The sequence below is a fragment of the Brachyspira alvinipulli ATCC 51933 genome (genome assembly GCF_000518245.1).
GTDB lineage: Bacteria > Spirochaetota > Brachyspiria > Brachyspirales > Brachyspiraceae > Brachyspira > Brachyspira alvinipulli.
This window is the reverse complement of record NZ_KI912405.1, coordinates 42702-61061: the sequence shown is the minus strand read 5'-3', so window position 1 is coordinate 61061 and position 18360 is coordinate 42702. Positions and strand designations below refer to the sequence as shown.

Annotated in this window: 14 protein-coding genes and 1 pseudogene; 10 read left to right on the top strand and 5 right to left on the bottom strand. The window is 28.8% G+C overall.

Annotated elements, in window-relative coordinates; translation table 11 throughout:
• Nucleotides 1–41 precede the first annotated feature (41 nt).
• The 3 genes and pseudogenes from T324_RS17350 to T324_RS0112265 all read right to left on the bottom strand — a co-directional run bounded on the left by T324_RS17350 (nt 42) and on the right by T324_RS0112265 (nt 3622).
• A pseudogene (locus T324_RS17350) lies at nt 42–1918 on the bottom strand (PTS fructose transporter subunit IIABC).
• 25 nt (nt 1919–1943) lie between these two features.
• Complete coding sequence (gene pfkB, locus T324_RS0112270; RefSeq protein WP_028330522.1) at nt 1944–2861, bottom strand: 1-phosphofructokinase; 918 nt, start codon at nt 2859–2861, stop codon at nt 1944–1946.
• A 23-nt stretch (nt 2862–2884) separates the two neighbouring features.
• On the bottom strand, nt 2885–3622 hold the full coding sequence (locus tag T324_RS0112265) for a DeoR/GlpR family DNA-binding transcription regulator (protein WP_028330521.1): 738 nt from the start codon (nt 3620–3622) through the stop codon (nt 2885–2887).
• 222 nt (nt 3623–3844) lie between these two features.
• Here T324_RS0112265 and T324_RS0112260 point away from each other — a divergent pair, with 222 nt between their 5' ends.
• Nucleotides 3845–4954, top strand: a complete 1110-nt coding sequence (locus T324_RS0112260) for a chorismate mutase (protein WP_028330520.1) — start codon at nt 3845–3847, stop codon at nt 4952–4954.
• Nucleotides 4947–5468 carry a shikimate kinase gene (locus T324_RS0112255; RefSeq protein WP_028330519.1) on the top strand — a complete coding sequence of 174 codons (522 nt, stop codon included), beginning with the start codon at nt 4947–4949 and terminating at the stop codon, nt 5466–5468. Before T324_RS0112260 ends, T324_RS0112255 begins: the two co-directional genes overlap by 8 nt.
• Nucleotides 5469–5528: 60 nt before the next feature.
• On the opposite strand, the gene T324_RS0112250 is transcribed toward T324_RS0112255, so the two are convergent.
• Nucleotides 5529–6401: a glycine--tRNA ligase subunit alpha gene (locus T324_RS0112250; RefSeq protein WP_028330518.1), complete on the bottom strand. Its 873-nt coding sequence runs from the start codon at nt 6399–6401 to the stop codon at nt 5529–5531.
• Nucleotides 6402–6646: 245 nt separating this feature from the next.
• Here T324_RS0112250 and adhE point away from each other — a divergent pair, with 245 nt between their 5' ends.
• From adhE to T324_RS0112230, 4 genes are all read left to right on the top strand, one after another.
• Nucleotides 6647–9250, top strand: coding sequence for a bifunctional acetaldehyde-CoA/alcohol dehydrogenase (adhE, locus tag T324_RS0112245; RefSeq protein ID WP_028330517.1), 2604 nt, complete (start codon nt 6647–6649; stop codon nt 9248–9250).
• Between the two features lie 139 nt (nt 9251–9389).
• Nucleotides 9390–9830 carry a MarR family transcriptional regulator gene (locus tag T324_RS0112240; RefSeq protein ID WP_028330516.1) on the top strand — a complete coding sequence of 147 codons (441 nt, stop codon included), beginning with the start codon at nt 9390–9392 and terminating at the stop codon, nt 9828–9830.
• Nucleotides 9831–9893: 63 nt separating this feature from the next.
• Nucleotides 9894–10322 (top strand): YkgJ family cysteine cluster protein, encoded by a 429-nt coding sequence (locus tag T324_RS0112235; protein ID WP_028330515.1) that lies wholly within the window; start codon nt 9894–9896, stop codon nt 10320–10322.
• Nucleotides 10323–10336: 14 nt separating this feature from the next.
• Nucleotides 10337–11803, top strand: coding sequence for a B12-binding domain-containing radical SAM protein (locus tag T324_RS0112230; RefSeq protein WP_028330514.1), 1467 nt, complete (start codon nt 10337–10339; stop codon nt 11801–11803).
• Between the two features lie 42 nt (nt 11804–11845).
• Here T324_RS0112230 and purH read toward each other — a convergent pair whose 3' ends face one another.
• Complete coding sequence (purH, locus tag T324_RS0112225; protein ID WP_028330513.1) at nt 11846–13375, bottom strand: bifunctional phosphoribosylaminoimidazolecarboxamide formyltransferase/IMP cyclohydrolase; 1530 nt, start codon at nt 13373–13375, stop codon at nt 11846–11848.
• A gap of 327 nt (nt 13376–13702) precedes the next feature.
• Between purH and T324_RS0112220 the strand changes: the two genes are divergently transcribed.
• The 4 genes from T324_RS0112220 to T324_RS17345 all read left to right on the top strand — a co-directional run bounded on the left by T324_RS0112220 (nt 13703) and on the right by T324_RS17345 (nt 18343).
• Entirely contained in the window at nt 13703–14818 is a 1116-nt protein-coding gene (locus T324_RS0112220; protein ID WP_028330512.1) for a hypothetical protein, read from the top strand.
• Between the two features lie 57 nt (nt 14819–14875).
• A complete protein-coding gene (locus T324_RS0112215; protein WP_028330511.1) occupies nt 14876–15766 on the top strand; it encodes a DUF4261 domain-containing protein in 891 nt (296 codons plus the stop codon).
• A gap of 366 nt (nt 15767–16132) precedes the next feature.
• Entirely contained in the window at nt 16133–16636 is a 504-nt protein-coding gene (locus T324_RS0112210) for an NADH-quinone oxidoreductase subunit NuoE family protein (RefSeq protein ID WP_028330510.1), read from the top strand.
• An 18-nt stretch (nt 16637–16654) separates the two neighbouring features.
• Nucleotides 16655–18343 (top strand): NuoF family protein, encoded by a 1689-nt coding sequence (locus tag T324_RS17345; RefSeq protein ID WP_051436849.1) that lies wholly within the window; start codon nt 16655–16657, stop codon nt 18341–18343.
• Nucleotides 18344–18360: the final 17 nt, after the last annotated feature.

The window sequence follows — 18360 nt, the reverse complement described above, 5'->3', positions numbered from 1 at the left end:
GAGTTTTATATAAACTCTAGCCTTTTTTTGAAGAATATATGTTAGTTATTTACCGGTTTCTTTATAAATCCAAGTATTACAGCAGTAATAACAGATCCTATAACTATAGCAAGTAAATATAATACTGGGTTATTAACTATAGGAAGTACAAATAATCCTCCATGAGGGGCTCTAAGTTCTATATGGAAAGCCATAGATAAAGCACCTGAAATTGCAGCACCTATTATACATGAAGGTAATACTCTAATAGGGTCAGATGCGGCAAATGGTATAGCACCCTCAGTAATAAATGATAATCCCATAATATAGCATGTTTTTCCTGCATCTTTTTCATCAGCTGTGAATTTATTTCTGAATATTGTAGTAGCCAATGCTATTCCCAAAGGTGGAACCATACCTCCTGCCATTACAGCAGCATGAGGGGCATAGTCTCCTGAAGCTATCATTGCTATTCCAAATGTGAAAGCTGCCTTGTTTATAGGTCCTCCCATATCAGTTGACATCATAGCTCCTAATATAGCACCAAGAAGTATTAAGTTTCCAGTTCCTAAACTTTTTAAAAATACTGAAAGTCCTGAATTGATTGCTGCTATAGGGTCTACTATAAATAGATACATAATAGCACCTGTAAAGAATATACCAAATAATGGATACAATAAAACAGGCTTTATTCCTTCCAAACTGTCAGGTAATTTGCTGAATATTTTTTTAGTAAAAGTGTTATATATCCGCCTAAAAATCCTCCTATTAAACCACCCAAGAAACCGCCGCCGCTATTTAAAGATATTAAACCTCCAACCATTGCAGGAGCAAATCCAGGTCTGTCGGCAATACTCATACCTATAAATGCAGCCATTACAGGCACCATTAAGAAGAAAGCATTGCCGCCGCCTATGTCATTTAAAAGCTTCGCAAAATAATTGTAAGAAGGATCATTAGGATTGCTCGCATTAATTCCAAACATAAATGAAAAAGCTATAAGTATACCTCCTCCTACAACGAAAGGAAGCATATTTGATACTCCTGACATCAAATGCTTATATACACCGGTTTTAGGTTTTTTGGCAAATCTATTATTTGAAGAAGAACCTTCATTACTTGACTGATATATTGGTGCAGTTTGATTTACAGCATTTTTTATTAACTGTTCCGGATTTTTTATAGCTTCCTTTACACCTACTATATCAACATTCTTTCCTGCAAACCTTTCCATAGCAACATTTTTATCAGCAGCTACTATTATACCTTTTGCATTTTTTATCTCTTCTTTTGTAAGTTCATTTTTTACACCGCTTGAACCATTAGTTTCTACTTTAACAGTAATACCTAATTCTTTACCTTTTTTTAGTAATGCATCTGCTGCCATATAGGTATGTGCTATTCCAGTAGGACAAGCTGTTACAGCTAATACTTGATATGTGCTGTCAGAATTATTTTCCTGATTTAGAGATGAATCTTCATTATCTTTTTCAGCATTTTTCATTAATATATCTAATACTTCTTCTTTGCTTTTAGCATTTAAAAGTGCTTCTCTTATATCATCTTCAAGAAGTAAAGTAGTTATTTTTGATAATAATTCAATATGAGAATCGTTAGAGTTTTCCGGAGCTGCTATCATAAAAAATAAATGAGAAGGCTCACCGTCTAAAGATTCATAATCAACACCTTTTTTTGAAATTCCTATTGCTACAGTAGGAATTTTTACCGCCTTAGTTTTTCCATGAGGTATAGCTATTCCTTCTTCCATACCTGTTGAACTTTGGGCTTCTCTTTTAAGAATTTCTTTTTTATACTCTTCTCTGTCATTTAATTTACCGTTATTATAGAGAATATCAACCATTTCATCTATAATTTCTGATTTTGTTTGTCCCTTTAAATCAATATTTATACAATCTAAAGTTATAACGTCTTTTAGCATTGTTAGCCTCCATTTATTTATAACATTAATTAATTTTTTTTATTTCTACTTTTTCTAGAAATTTATTCATATTTTCAAATGTAGTTAACCCTTCAGAGCATGCAGTAGAGCTTCCGCTTGCTATAGCATATTTATAAGAATCAATTATATTTAAATTATTGCTTATGCCGTAAACTATACCTGCTACCATAGAATCTCCAGCACCTACAGAACTTATCAATTTTCCTTCAGGGGCATTTCCTATATATGCTTCATCTTTTGTTACAAGAACAGAGCCTTCTTTACCCAATGATACTATTACATTTTCGCTTCCTTCTTTTATTAGTTCTCTAGCATACTTTATAATATCTTCTGTTGATTCTATATTTTTATTAAAGTATTCACTTAATTCTTTTTTATTAGGTTTTGTAAGAAATACTTTTTCCTTTAATCCGAATTTGAATGCTTCGTCTCTAGCATCTAATATTACTTTTATATTTTTATTTATATTTAATATAATATTTCCATATATATTGCTTTCAATAGAATTAGGAACGCTTCCAGATAATATCAGTATGTCATTATCTTTTATATTATCTTTAATAAAGAATAATAACTCAATAATGTTTTCTTTTGAAATATTAGGGGATTTTCCTGCTATTTCGCTTTCTGTTTTATTTGTTTTTAATTTTATATTGATTCTTGTATCTTCTTCCAAATATATAAAATTTTCTTTGATACCATATTCTTTAAGATGCTTTTTTATATAATCTCCTGTAAAACCTCCGCAAAATCCTAAAGCTATAGAATCAACATTGAAATTCTTAAGAACTTTTGAAACATTTATGCCTTTACCTCCGGCTAATGTATAGGCATTATTAACTTTATTTAATTCTCCCTCTTCAAAGTTATTCATATCTATATAATAATCAACAGCAGGATTTAATGTTAAAGTATATACCATAAATAATCTCCCTATTTTATTAATTAAATAATATATAATCCTTTTAATTTATTTTTTATATTATCATTTACTTCTTTGGAATTAGTTATTAAATATGTGTCTTCCAAATTACAAAAATTTATTAAATTTTTTTTATTGAATTTAGATTCATCGCATAAAAAATAAGTTTTATTAGCTTTTAGAGAAACCTCATTTTTTATTAATGCTTCTTCAGGATCTGGGGTAGAATATCCGTTAATGTCGATACCATTTGCTCCCATGAATGCTAAATCAAAATTAAAACTTTTAATTGATAAAGCAGCACTTGCCCCAACCAAAGCACCTGTAAGCATTTTTATTTTTCCGCCTATTAAATATGTTTCTATTTTTTTATTATAAAGTTCTTCTACATGAGTAAGTCCATTTGTTATAACTTTTATATTTTCTATACCAGCTAAGTATTTAATCATTGCAAACACAGTAGTTCCTGCATCTAAATATATAATATTGCCTTTTTCAACAAAAGAAGATGCAAACTTTGCTATTTTCTCTTTTTCTTCAGAATGAATTTCTTTTTTATATATTAAACTTTCTTCCTCATAATCAATTAGTATTGCTCCTCCATGAACTCTTCTTATTTTTCCTGCTTCTTCAAGGAATGTTAAATCTCTTCTTATGGTTGCCTCAGATACATTAAGTTTTTCAATTAATTCTTCAAGCTTAATATTTTTTTTATCTTTTATGAGTTCTAATATTAATTCGTATCTGCTTACTTTAAGCATTTGATTCAGCCTTTATTTAGTCTTTATATTAATAATTATATAAAAAAAAACACAAAAATCAATCAAATTCAATCAAAAACAATCATAATCAATCAGAAAATATATAAAAAATAATATAAATGTAATATATGTTTTATAAAATATATAGAATTAATAAAAGTCTTTACAATTTGTATTCATTTTTGTATAATCTACATATTAAAGTTTGTAAGGAAATTTTTTATGAATGAAGAGTTAATTAAACTAAGAAATGAAATTGACAGAATAGATAAGCAAATAATAAATTTAATAGATGAAAGAATGAAAATTAGCTTGATGGTTGGAGAAACTAAGAAAAAAAACAATATTCCTATATTTGATCCTAAAAGAGAAAAAGAGGTTATTGCAAGTAAGATAGAATTACTTGAGAATAAAGAATTATCATCTTTAATTACAACTATGTATAATGATATAATGTATACATCAAAGCAGCTGCAGAAACATTTAATTGATGAAGCAAAAACAGAGAGTGATAATAAAAATAAAATAAAGTATGATGAAACTGTTGTTTATCAGGGACGCGAGGGTGGAAACGGACATGAAGCTGCTTGTAAATTTTTCGGAGATAATGCGAAGTTTATAAAAAAAGCATATTTTGATGAGGTATTGGAAAGTATAAGAAGCGGTGAAAGTTATTACGGAGTTCTTCCTTTAGAAAATTCTTCTACAGGTATGGTTAATGAAGTTTTAGATATACTAGCTGACTATAATTGTAAAATTGTAGGAGAAATTTATCTTCCTATAGAATACGGACTTATGGCGAAGAAAGGAAGCAGTATAAAGGATATTAAAAAAGTTATATCTCATCATCAGGCTTTAAAGCAATGTTCAAATTTTATAAAAGAAAATAATTTTGAAGAGGCTGCAGCATCAAACACAGCTGAGGCTGCATATATAGTTGCAAATGAAAATGATAAAACTATTGCTTCTATTTCAAATAAAAATGCATGCAAAATTTATGATTTGGAAATGTTAAAAGAAAATATTGAAAACATAAAAGGAAATACAACTCGTTTTATAATAGTTGCTAATTATGACAATTCATTAAAAACTGGAAACAAAATGACCATAAAGTTTTTACTTCCGCATGAGAATGGAAGTTTAGCCAATTCTCTTGATAAGTTAAAGTGTTTTAATTTAACTTCTATAGTAAGCCGTCCTCATAGTGATAGAAAGTGGCAGTATTATTTTTATATTGATATGACTGGTGATTTTGATAAGTATAATGAGGAGTTAATGGATTTTGAAAGAAGCGTTGAGAATTTAGTAATATTGGGGCAGTATGATGAATAATAATTATAGCACTATATTTATAATAGGATTGCCGGGATGCGGTAAAAGTGTATTATCTAAAATGCTTGCTGAACATTTAAATTATACTTTATATGATATGGATTCATTTATAGAAAAAAAAGAAAATAAAACTATAACGAATATTTTTGCTGACAGCGGAGAATCTTATTTTAGAAATGTTGAAAGCAATGTTTTAGAAGAGCTTAGTAATTTAAATAATGTTGTAATATCAACGGGAGGCGGTATAGTATTAGCAGAAAAAAACAGAAAAATTATGAAGGAAAAAGGATTAACAATTTTTATAGATAGAAGCCCTAATATTATACTTGAGAATATAGATCCTAGAGAAAGACCTCTTCTTGCTAAAGATAAAAACAAATTATTAGAACTTTCAAAACAAAGAGATACTTTATACAGAGAAACAGCTCATATAATATTTACTCATAATACTTGGGAAGATAGTATAAATAATACTTTCAAAAAATTTTTGGAAGAAATAAAAAGTTATATATAAAAATAAAAGGCTGATATATATTATCATATACCAGCCTTTTTTATTTTTAGTGTTTAAATATTATTTATTTTTTATTAATGGATATCCCATTTTTTCTCTTGATTCTATATAAGCAGCAGAAACTTTTTTCATAAGCTCTCTAACTCTTGCTATATATCCAGCACGTTCAGTAACACTTATAGCATTTCTAGCATCAAGCATATTGAATACATGCGAACTTTTCATAACCATATCATAAGCAGGAAGAACACATCCGTTAGCCAAACATCTGTCGCATTCTTCTTCATATTCCTTAAAATGTCTGAAATACATATCTGTATCAGCTATTTCAAAATTATATTTAGAAAATTCTCTTTCACTTTGTAAATGTACATCTCCATATTTTATTCCATGTCCCCATTCTAAATCATATACATTATCAACATTCTGAAGATACATACATATTCTTTCAAGTCCATAAGTAATCTCTCCTGCTATAGGCTTTAAGTTTACGCCTCCTACGGCTTGGAAATATGTAAACTGAGTAATTTCCATACCATCAAGCCAAACTTCCCATCCTAATCCCCAAGCTCCTAGAGTAGGTGATTCCCAGTCATCATGTACGAAACGTATATCATGGTCTTTGAAACTTATGCCTAATGCTTCTAAACTTTGTATGTATAGATCCTGAAAATTTTCCGGAGATGGTTTCATTATAACTTGATATTGATAATAATGCTGAAGTCTGTTAGGGTTTTCTCCGTATCTTCCGTCTGTTGGTCTTCTTGAAGGTTCTACATAAGCTACATTAAAAGGTTCTGGTCCTAATACTCTTAATGCAGTTGCTGGGTTAAAAGTCCCTGCTCCTACTTCTAAGTCATATCCTTGCTGTATTATACAATTATTTTCACTCCAGAATTTGTTTAAATTCATAATTAAATCTGAGAAAGTCATAATTAATTATCTCCGTTTATTATTTTAAAAAAATTATTTATTCATTAATTATATAATATGATTAATTTTAATGCTATCATTTTATCAAAAAATTATTATAATTAATTTGATAATTACATAATAATATATAAATTATTTTCTATATATTGAAGTATGTATACAAATAAGATAATATGTATTGACATTATATATAATTAGTAGTACAATATATCATATTTTTATCACAAATTGATAAGGGAGTAAAAATGAGTAAAGATAATAAACCAAAAATAGAAAATCCTTTGCTTGATGAATTGATAATGAAAGCAAAAAAAGCACAGGAAATATATGCCTCTTTCACTCAAGAACAAGTAGATGCTATATTTAAAGCATGTGCTATTGCTATTAATAGTAGAAGAATACCTTTAGCAAAAATGGCATGCGAAGAAACAGGTATGGGAGTAGTTGAAGATAAAGTTATAAAAAATCACTTTGCTTCAGAATATATTTATAATAAATATAAAAATACAAAAACTTGCGGAATTATAAGCGAAGATATGGCTATGGGGATAAAAAAAGTTGCTGAACCTATTGGGGTTATAGCAGGTGTTGTTCCTACTACAAATCCAACATCAACAGCAGCTTTTAAAGCATTGATAACATTAAAAACAAGAAATGCTATAGTATTTTCTCCTCACCCAAGAGCAAAAAAATGTACAGCAGAAGTATGTAAAATAATAAATAAAGTAGCAGTAGAACATGGAGCTCCTGACGGACTTATAGGATGTATTGAAGAGCCTACAGTTGAATTATCAGCTGCTTTAATGAACCATCCAAAAATTGATTTGATTTTAGCTACAGGTGGTCCTGGTATGGTTAAAGCTGCTTATTCAAGCGGAAAACCTGCTTTAGGTGTAGGTGCTGGTAATACCCCTGCTATTATAGATGAAACAGCTGATATTAAAATGGCTGTAAACTCTGTTATTATGAGTAAAACTTTTGATAATGGTATGATATGTGCTAGTGAGCAAACTGTAGTTGTTGTAAAAAGTGTTTATGAGGAAGTAAAAAAAGAGTTCATTTATAGAGGAGCTTACTTACTCAACAAAGAAGAAAAAGCTAAACTTAGTAAGGTAATAATTATAGATGGTGCTTTAAATGCTAAAATAGTAGGACAGCCTGCTCATGTTATAGCAAAAATGGCTGGTATTACTGTTCCTGAGGGAACTAAAATACTTATAGGAGAAGCTAGCAGTATAAGTAAAGATGAAGCATTCTCTTATGAAAAATTATCTCCTGTTCTTGGAATGTATAAAGCTGATAATTATGAAGATGCTTTAAATAAAGCACATAGTTTGATAGTATTCGGAGGATTAGGTCATACTTCTGTATTATACACAGATGAAGATAATCAAAAAGAGAGAATAGAAAAATTCTATGAGAAAATGCCTACAGGAAGAATACTTATCAATATGCCTTCTTCTCAGGGAGCTATAGGAGATGTTTATAACTTTAGATTAGAGCCTTCCTTAACATTAGGATGCGGAAGCTGGGGTAATAACTCTACTAGTGAAAATGTTGGCGTTAAACATCTTTTAAACATTAAATCTGTAGCTTCAAGGAGAGAAAATATGTTATGGTATAGAGTACCAAGAAAAATATATTTGAAGAGAGGTTCTTTAGATGTTGCTTTAAGAGAATATGCTGAGAAAAAAAGAGCTTTAATTATAACAGACGGACCTCTTTATAAACTAGGTATCACTGATAATGTTACTAAGGTATTGGATGATATAGGAGTAAGATATACTGTATTCTCTGATGTTAAACCGGATCCTACTATAAGTACTGTAATGGATATATTAAAAGTTGCCAATGCTTTTGAGCCGGATTTGATTATTGCTTTGGGAGGAGGTTCTCCTATAGATGCTGGAAAAATAGCTTGGTTATTATATGAAAATCCTCAAGTAAAATTTGAAGATATAGCTATGGTATTTATGGATATAAGAAAAAGAATATGTGATGCAGGAGAGTTAGGAAAAAAAGCTGAATTTGTTGCAATACCTACTACTTCAGGTACAGGTTCTGAAACTACTCCTTTTGCCGTTATAACTGATGATGCTACACATATTAAATATCCTATTACTGATTATGCTCTTACACCTAACATGGCAATATTGGATGCTAATTTGGTTATGAGCATGCCTAAGAGTTTATGTGCTGCAAGCGGTATTGACTCTTTAACTCATGCTCTTGAGGCTTATGCTTCTATATGTGCTACTGAGTTTTCTAACAGCAATGCAGAAAAAGCTATTAAATTAATATTTAAATATTTGCCTTCTTCATACAAAGAAGGTGCTGAAAATCCTGAAGCAAGAGAACAAATGCATTATGCTGCTTCTTTAGCTGGTATGGCTTTTGCAAATGCCTTCCTTGGTATTTGTCACTCTATGGCTCATAAATTGGGTGCGGCTTTCAATATACCTCATGGTTTTGCTAATGCTCTTTTAATATGTCAGGTTGTAAAATATAACTCTAATGAAAAGCCTACTAAACAAGGTTTATTCCCTCAGTATAAATATCCTCATGCTAGACAAAGATATGCTGCTATTGCTGACTTGCTTGAGCTTGGCGGTAAAAATGAAACAGAAAAAGTAGCTAATTTAATTAAGGCTATAAACGGACTTAAAAAAGATTTGGATATACCTCTATCCATAAAAGAATACGGAGTAGCTGAAAAAGACTTTATGGCTAAACTTGATGATATAGTAGAACAAGCATTTAATGATCAATGTACAGGTGCTAATCCTGTTTATCCTCTTATTAAAGAATTAAGAGAAATTTATTTAGATGCTTATAACGGAGTATATTAATAAATAAAATAATTCTATAATTTTAGGCTGTCATTTATTCTTAATGGCAGCCTTATTTATTATGTTTTTATACTTGTTTTATTTTAAATTTATTGTTTAATATAATTAAAATAATAAATACTAAAAAGCAGGTATTTTAATGAAAAGTGAAGATATAAAAAAATATATGGAAGTTATATATGATTGTTGGTATACTTCTAATAGGTTTTATTATTTATGGGCTAAACAATATGGTATTACTGATTTGGCTTTATTTACATTAAAGATAATATATGACAATAAAGAATGCGTACAAAGCACAATTACAGAAAAACTATCTATTCCCAAACAAACAGTATGTTCTATATTAGACAACTTTGAGAAAAAAGGTTATATAAAGAAAAAAGTTAATCCTAAGGATAAAAGAAATAGATTAATAAGTTTCACTAAAAAAGGAATGACATTTGCAGAACCTATTTTAAAAGAATGTGAAAATTTAGATATAGTAATGCTTAAATGCCTAACCGAAGATAATATTAAAAACTATATAGATTCTCAGAAAAAACTTATTAATTTTATGGAAAATTATTTTAATAATTAATGTATTGAATTTTAATTAATTACTATTATAATGTTATTAATATTATTATAAGGCGGTCTTATTTTGAAAGTCATTCCATCAGATAGTTTATTAAAAAACAGACAGGAAAAGGTAAGTGAAAAATTATGTGCAGACTGTAATTCTTTGTGCTGTCATGATTTAGTTATGGAAATATCTCCTCCTAAAAATGAAAATGAATTAAATACATTAAAGTGGTATCTTCATTTTAGACATTCTTTTATTTTTATACATGAAAATACTTGGTATCACATGATAAGAAGCGAATGCAGATACTTGGATAAGAAAACATATTTATGCAAAAATTATGAAAATAGAAATGATATATGTTCTAAACATAGCCCTCCTAAATGTGAGAGATATGAAGAATGGTATGATGTTATTTTCGATGATCAGTATGAGCTAGAGAAATATGTATACGAAAATAAAATCATTAAAAAGAAAGGCAAAAAATCTGCCAAAAAAACTAAATAATTATTTATTGTATTATGAAGAAAAAACAAGTAAAGAAAGTATGCATAACATATCCTCCTTTTGAATATAATAATGGCTATCCATTAATATCTTTAAATAGACAATTTCAATGGCTGAAAAATCCTTCATATGCATATCCTATAATACCATCTTATGCTGCTACTTTGCTTAAAAATAATGGTATTAATGTTGTTTTTCTTGATACTATAGCCAGAAATATGACTACTATTGAATGGTTTAATTCAATAGATGAAATAGTTCCTGATTTGATTTTTTTTGAAGTAAAAACACCTATTATAAATTATATTTGGGATACGATAGATGTAATAAAAGAAAAATATAATAAAATTCTTGTTGTTTTAGCAGGAGATCATGTTACCGCCATGCCTGAAGAAAGTTTGATTCATTCAAAAGCTGATTTCATACTTACAGGCGGTGATTATGATATGCTTATGCTTAATTTGATTAATCATTTAAATTACGGTGAAAAATTAAATAAAGGTATATATTACAGAACTTCTACAGGTAATATAAAAAGTACAGGTGCTTTTGTTCTGGAAAATTCTTTGGACAGGCTTCCTTTTATAGATAGAAATTTAACAAATTGGAAACTGTATTCAAAAAAAAATGAACATTTTAAAAAAACTCCAGGTACTTTTATAATGTCAGGAAGGGGATCCCTATACAATAATTACAATAGTAATTCTTCAAATATATTATTTAATAATGTAAGGCTTAGAAATCCAATAAACGTAATAGATGAAATTGAGTATTTAAACAAACGCTATGGTATAAAAGAAATTATTGACAGCAGTGTTTATTTTCCTACTGGTAAATGGCTTTCTATATTTTGCGAGACAATGAAAGAAAGAAAACTTAATAAAAAAGTATATATAGATTGTTATATGTATCTTAATGCTCTTGATTATCAAGATTATAAGATGATGAAAAAGTCAGGATTTAAAACTATAATTTTTAATTTGCCTTCCGGAAACAACAGCACTATAGAAAAACTTGAAATAGTAAATAATACAGTTGATACTATGGTTGAATCTATAAAATTGGCTAGAAGAGCCGGACTTTTTACTGATATGATGGTAAAAATAGGATATCCTTGGGAAACAGATGAAGATATAATAAATACTTTTAATGTTGTTAAATATTTAATGCTTAACGGTTATATTAATTCTATGAATGCTTCAATATTTGTTCCGTATCCTGGTACTAAACTTTTTGAATATTGCGATAAAAATGGTATTATAAAAACTAAGAATTGGTTTGATTATGATATGCGTCAAACTATAATGAAGCTTCCTATTGAGGATAAAAAAATATTCAAATATATAGAATATTTCTATAATTTATCTTTTAATCCTTTTTATGTTATGCATAAAATTATAAATATAAGAGATATTTATGATATAATGTATCATTTAAGGTCATTTAAAAATATATTATCATATTACTTGAATTTAGAATAATAAAAAAGCGAAGCTAATAAAAATTAACTCCGCTTTAATTTATCAATGTTTAAAATGTCTTATTCCAGTGAATATCATAGCAATACCATGTTCATTACAAGCATCTATTGATTCCTGATCTCTCATGGAACCGCCAGGCTGAATTATAGCTTTAATATTATATTTAGCACAAGCATCAACAACATCTCTGAATGGGAAGAAAGCATCAGATGCCATTACAACTCCATCTCCTGCACGCTCTAAAGCATCTTCACAAGCCCAAATTCTGTTAGTTTGTCCGCTTCCTATACCTTTAGCCATACAGTCTTTTATTACTACTATAGCATTTGACTTAGCATATTTTACAACCTTCATTCCGAATATTAAATTCTTCATCTCTTCTTCTGTAGGCTTTTTATCTGTAACAACTTTGTAGTCTTCTATTAAAGTAGTGTCTTCATCTTGTACAAGTAATCCGCCGTCAACTTTAACAACATTAATTTTATCGCTGGTATTAGTTTTATATTTTATAACTCTTAAGTTCTTTTTAGTTTTTAATACTTCCAAAGCTTCAGGAGTGAAGTCTTTAGCAATAACAATCTCTAAGAATATTTTAATAAGTTCTTTTGCAGTTGCTTCATCTACTGTACTATTGAAAGCTACTATTCCGCCGAATATAGAAGTAGGATCGCATTCATAAGTTCTATTATAAGATTCTAATACACTGTTTCCTAATGCAGCACCGCAAGGAGTAGAATGTTTTATAGCAGAACAAGCATATTCTTTTTTAGATTCATCAAATTCTAATACTATTTTTAAAGCTATATCCATATCTCTAATATTATTAAATGAAAGCTCTTTTCCGTTTAATTGTTCAAAATCTTTCATAGAGCCTTTATCTGTAGTAGAAATATAATAGCTTGCCCCCTGATGAGGATTTTCTCCGTATCTTAATTCTTCCTGTAATGCATAAGACATATTCAAATAATTAAGTTTTTTGTTTTCTTTATTTTCTAAAGAATTAAACATAAACTCAGAAACAGCAGCATCATAAGCAGAAGTTAAATTGAATACTTTAGAAGCTAAATATTTTTTTGTTTCAAAACTTACATAGCCTTTTTCCATTTCATTTTTTACTAAATCATAATCTTTAACATCGCTTATAACAACAACATCTTTGAAAGACTTAGCAGCAGAACGAAGCATTGTAGGTCCGCCTATATCTATAAACTCTATCTTCTCTTCAAATTTCAAATTATCATCTTGTACTTTTTCAAAGAAAGGATAAAGATTAACTATCACCATATCAATAGGAGTTATTCCTCTTTCTTTAATAGTTTCCATATGAACAGGATTATCTCTTATAGCAAGTATTGCCCCATGTATTTTTGGGTCTAAAGTTTTTACTCTGCCGTCAAGCATCTCTTTAGCTCCGGTAACTTCAGCAACCTCTATTACAGGTATATTATTTTCTTTCAAATATTTATAAGTTCCTCCAGTAGAAACTATTTCCACATTTTTTGAAGTCAAAAACTTAGCAAAGTCTAATATTCCATCTTTGTAGAATACAGATATTAATGCTCTTTTTATCATTGTATAACTCCTAATAATAGTTTTTTAATTTTGAATAAAGAATCAAAATGATTAATCAATTATAATATAAAATGCCTTATTGTAAAGAGTAATTTTAAAATACTAAATAGTTAAATATAAAAATATATACAGTTTTCTTAATTTAATTATTATTAGTTTAATAAAAAATATTTTTATATAATAAATATATATTAATTTTTTGAATAATTAATATATATTTATTATATAGTTATCATAATTGTAATTTTATGTTAACTGTGTTATAATGAACATTCATATTGTTTTTTTCATTTAAATATAATATTTTATTAAAATAAAGGTTGCCATATGAAACATATATTTCGTTTTTTATTATGTATGTTAATAACTGTATACGGGGGGGGGTATTTTTTACATGCAAATACTACTGTAGATTTTAGACTATTTACAAGTTCCTATGCATATAATGGTGAAAATACACTTTGGCAGGATACGAGAACAACATTGACATATTTTGAAAATTTTACAGAAGGAGCTTTTGATATCAAATTTAATGATTTTATTAGTTTAAGAGTTGGTGCTTCAGTATTTTTCCCATTTACATTTGAATTTCCTCAAGGTATAAGAGTATTTCCAATAGTAACAACTCAATTATCTAATGAATATGTGTCTTTGAGAATAGGTACAATGACAGGAGGACATAATCTTCCTGCACCTATAAGAGATCCTTTAATGGATATGACACCAGTTGTACGCTCTACACCGGATAATACTTTAATAGCAAAAGGTCCTGAAGAATATCAGTATAATGAACCTTTCACACATGGATTTTATGAATATGGTGCTTCTTTTCAATGGTTTAAAGGAGGTAATGGAGAAGTATATATGAATTGGCAGATACAAAACAATGCCAAACATAGGGAAAGATTTGATGTAGGTGTTACTTATTCTATGGATTTTGCACATGAAATAGCGACTCCTTATATAGGAATTCACTATTGGCATAACGGAGGACATGAATATCCTTTTGTTGAAGGCACTCCTGCTATTACAGAAAATTATGTTGGAGCCATAGGTATTAATAGTTATTATTTATCTATACTTTATATGGCATCTTATAATATAACAGATAGGGATAATAATGTAACACAATTCGGTCATGGCATATTTTTAAGAGGAACAATACCAGTAAAAACTTGGTTTGAAATAGAGCCTATAATATTTGTTTCAGGGTGGTATATAGATAAAAGACATAAATTTATAAGTGTTGAAGGTGATCCTTTTTATAGAGTTCCTTTCTATTTCGGACTTAATATAAAGAAAGATTTTGTATTTGATAACGGTATCGTTTTGGGGCTTGGTTTTGTTAATGGTTTATTCCTTAATGAAAAAAATGAAATAGGTATTAGATATGACCAAACTTTGCAATTTGACTTTACATATTTAGTGCCTGTTAAACAATAATAATAAAATTGCTTTTATTCTAAAATATAGTAATATTTTTGTGCAGGAGTTTTTATTATGAGTAATGATAAAGAATTAAATAAAAATTTAGAACATAAAAGCCCTCATAAAAATAATGATGAAGCAAGTTTTTCTCATGTTTATTTTTATAAGCTTTTATTTGAAAATAAACCGACTTTGCCTAATATAGAAGTATTAAAGCAGAAGATTAGGAAATTTTATGATAGTATTGATGTTGTATCTAGTGATAAAGGTATTTACAGTATTGCTATTAATGATTTAAAAGTAAAATATAAGGATGACAAAGAAATACCTGCTCAAGTATTGATGCCTGATGCTATGGAATTTGATTATACATCTATAAGTGATTATTATTATAGTCAAATGTGGGATGTAAAAGAACCAAAAGAGCTTATAAAAAACTGTAACTATGAAATAATGCTTAGCGATTTTTTAGCTGCAGGACTTGATTATAAGGATAGAACAACTTTGCTCAATAATTGGCTTTATACAGCATTGCAGCTTTTTGATAACTGTATAGCTGTTTATAATGAACAAAGCGGAAAACTCCTTTTACCTGAACAAATACTTAATAATAGTTACCCAAAAGATTTTAGATTTTTATTTTCAGGCGTTAATATAAGACTTTTTAATGTTCAAAATTCCAATGATATCATAGTAGACACTTTAGGAATGTATGCTATAGGTTTGCCGGATATACAGTACCATTTTCATGGTTTGAATGTTAATGATGTTATATCGCATGCTTTAAATATAGCTGCCTATATATTTGATAAAGGTGATATTATAAAGAGCGGTGATACCATACAAAGTATATTTGAAAATGTTCAATGGCAATGTAGATATGAAAATTCTTTATTAAAACCTAATAGAGAAATTTTAGATATAAACATGCTTGAATATGCATCTGGTAGCAGAAAAAATTAAAAATATTGTATATATAATACAGTATATTAAAATATATTTGTTGATTTAGTTTTAGTATTAAATACTATATTTTTTACCAATAAAAAATAATAATTAAAACTTTTAAAATATTATAACATTGTTTGTCCAATTTTTATTGTTATATAACTTAATAATAATTTTGCAATTTAAAATTTTCTTTGAACATAAAAATAAATCTTATAAATATATAAAAATTATCAAAAATGAATAAATATTGTGCTTAATCATAAAAAAATATTATATTGAAATATATTTTTTATTGAAATTGGTTTTGTTTTTTCCTATACTAGAAAACGTCAGTTTAATTAAATTTTTATTTTGTATAAAAATGGAGGGATAATAATAATGAGTGAAGATGTTTCTTTGTTAACAGAAGAAGACATTGCCGATGAGGTCAAAGCCTTAGTAAAGGAATGGAAAAATTCAGAAGGAAATCTCATAATGATTTGCCATGGTATTCAGAAACATTATGGTTATGTGCCTAGAAATGTTGCTAAATATGTATCCGAGCAAATAAATATACCGCTTGCCAGAATTTATGAGATACTTACTTTTTATAATTATTTTTCTATGGAACCACCTGCTGAAAATAATATAGCAGTTTGTATGGGTACAGCTTGTTATTTAAAAGGCGGCGGTATGCTGGTTGAAGAGATCAAAAAAAAGCTAAATTTAAAAGGCGACCAAAAATATTCTGCAGATAGGAAATATAAATTAGAAGAAGTTAGATGTATAGGCTGCTGCGGATTAGCTCCTGTTCTTACATTTAATGGTGAAGTTTCTGGAAGAGTTGTTGTTGAAGATATAGATAAATTTATAAAAACAGAAAAAGATGATAAGGAACAATAAGAATTGGAGGTTATGAAGATGTCAGAAAAATTAGACAGACAAAAATTAGAAGAACATAGATTGATTAAAGCCAAAGAAATAGAAGTAAGAAAAGGCGGCGAAGATATATCAGACGGTAAATTTCATATATTGGTTTGCGGAGGTACAGCATGCGAATCCAATAAAAGTGATAAAATAGTAAGATTATTAAAAGAACATGCAGCAAATAATGGGATAGCTGACAGAGTTGTTGTAATAAAAACAGGATGTTTTGGTTTCTGCAGTCAGGGACCGGTTGTTAAAATTATGCCTGGAAGAGTGTTCTATACACATGTTACGCCGGAACATGCTAAAGATATTATAGAAAAACATATATTAAAAAATGAACTTCTTTTGAGAATACTTTACAAAGAACAAAGAGAACATAGGGACTTTTCTAAAGAAATTAACTTCTATCAAAAACAGCAGAGAATTGTGCTTAAAAACTGCGGCATTATAGACCCTGAAAATATAGACGAATATATAGGCAATGATGGATATAAGGCACTTTCAAAAGTATTATTTGATATGACTCCTGATGATGTTGTAAAAGAATTGGAAATTTCAGGACTTAGAGGAAGGGGAGGAGCAGGATTCCCTACATGGAAGAAATGGAGCTTTACTAAGTCTGTACAATCAGATTTGAAATATGTTGTATGTAATGCTGACGAAGGAGACCCTGGTGCATATATGGACAGAAGTATATTAGAAGGGGATCCTCATTCTGTTATAGAGGCAATGACAATAGCAGGATATACTATAGGTGCTAGTAAAGGATATTTATATATAAGGGCTGAATACGGACTGGCAGTTGACAGAGTAAAAATAGCGTTAAAGCAGGCTTATGATTACGGATTATTAGGAAATAATATATTGGGAAGTAATTTCTCATTTGATTTGGATATAAGGCTTGGAGCAGGTGCATTTGTATGCGGAGAAGAAACAGCATTATTGGCTTCTATTGAGGGAAATAGAGGAACTCCTAGACCTAGACCTCCTTTCCCAGCAATTAAAGGTTTATTTGAAAAACCTACCGTTATTAATAATGTTGAAACATTTGCTAATATTACGGCTATTATTAATAAAGGCGGAGAATGGTTTGCTTCTATTGGTACAGAAAAATCAAAAGGAACAAAAGTATTTGCTTTAACTGGAAATATAAATGTATCAGGACTTGTTGAAGTTCCTATGGGTACAACTATCAGAGAAATAGTATTTGATATTGGAGGCGGAATACCTAATGATAAATTTGTAAAAGGTGTTCAGACAGGAGGACCTTCAGGAGGTATAATACCTGAGGAGCTTTTTGGAACTCATATAGACTTTGATAATTTGGTTGCTTTAGGTTCAATGATGGGTTCAGGCGGTATGATAGTTATAGATGAAGATAACAATATGGTTGATTTTGCTAAGTTTTATCTTGGATTCTGTGTTGATGAAAGCTGCGGAAAATGCGTGCCTTGTAGGGTAGGCGGAATGCAGATGCTTAAAATTTTAGAAAAGTTTACTAAAAAGAGAGCTAAAGAAGAAGATATACAAAAATTAAAAGATATTGCTTTAACTATGAAAAAAGCTTCATTATGTGCTTTAGGTTCTACAGCAGCTAACCCTGTAATGTCTACATTAAAACATTTTGAAGATGAATATAAAGCTGGTATATTTAGCCCTCCTGTTCCTAAAAAGAATTAATAATAGTTGGTATTCAA

What these genes read in the sequence shown, in the direction of transcription:
- pfkB (WP_028330522.1), bottom strand. Translation starts at nt 2,861, where the DNA reads ATGGTATATACTTTAACATTAAATCCTGCTGTTGATTATTATATAGAT.
- T324_RS0112265 (WP_028330521.1), bottom strand. Translation starts at nt 3,622, where the DNA reads ATGCTTAAAGTAAGCAGATACGAATTAATATTAGAACTCATAAAAGAT.
- T324_RS0112260 (WP_028330520.1), top strand. Translation starts at nt 3,845, where the DNA reads ATGAATGAAGAGTTAATTAAACTAAGAAATGAAATTGACAGAATAGAT.
- T324_RS0112255 (WP_028330519.1), top strand. Translation starts at nt 4,947, where the DNA reads ATGAATAATAATTATAGCACTATATTTATAATAGGATTGCCGGGATGC.
- T324_RS0112250 (WP_028330518.1), bottom strand. Translation starts at nt 6,401, where the DNA reads ATGACTTTCTCAGATTTAATTATGAATTTAAACAAATTCTGGAGTGAA.
- adhE (WP_028330517.1), top strand. Translation starts at nt 6,647, where the DNA reads ATGAGTAAAGATAATAAACCAAAAATAGAAAATCCTTTGCTTGATGAA.
- T324_RS0112240 (WP_028330516.1), top strand. Translation starts at nt 9,390, where the DNA reads ATGAAAAGTGAAGATATAAAAAAATATATGGAAGTTATATATGATTGT.
- T324_RS0112230 (WP_028330514.1), top strand. Translation starts at nt 10,337, where the DNA reads ATGAAGAAAAAACAAGTAAAGAAAGTATGCATAACATATCCTCCTTTT.
- purH (WP_028330513.1), bottom strand. Translation starts at nt 13,375, where the DNA reads ATGATAAAAAGAGCATTAATATCTGTATTCTACAAAGATGGAATATTA.
- T324_RS0112220 (WP_028330512.1), top strand. Translation starts at nt 13,703, where the DNA reads ATGAAACATATATTTCGTTTTTTATTATGTATGTTAATAACTGTATAC.
- T324_RS0112215 (WP_028330511.1), top strand. Translation starts at nt 14,876, where the DNA reads ATGAGTAATGATAAAGAATTAAATAAAAATTTAGAACATAAAAGCCCT.
- T324_RS0112210 (WP_028330510.1), top strand. Translation starts at nt 16,133, where the DNA reads ATGAGTGAAGATGTTTCTTTGTTAACAGAAGAAGACATTGCCGATGAG.
- T324_RS17345 (WP_051436849.1), top strand. Translation starts at nt 16,655, where the DNA reads ATGTCAGAAAAATTAGACAGACAAAAATTAGAAGAACATAGATTGATT.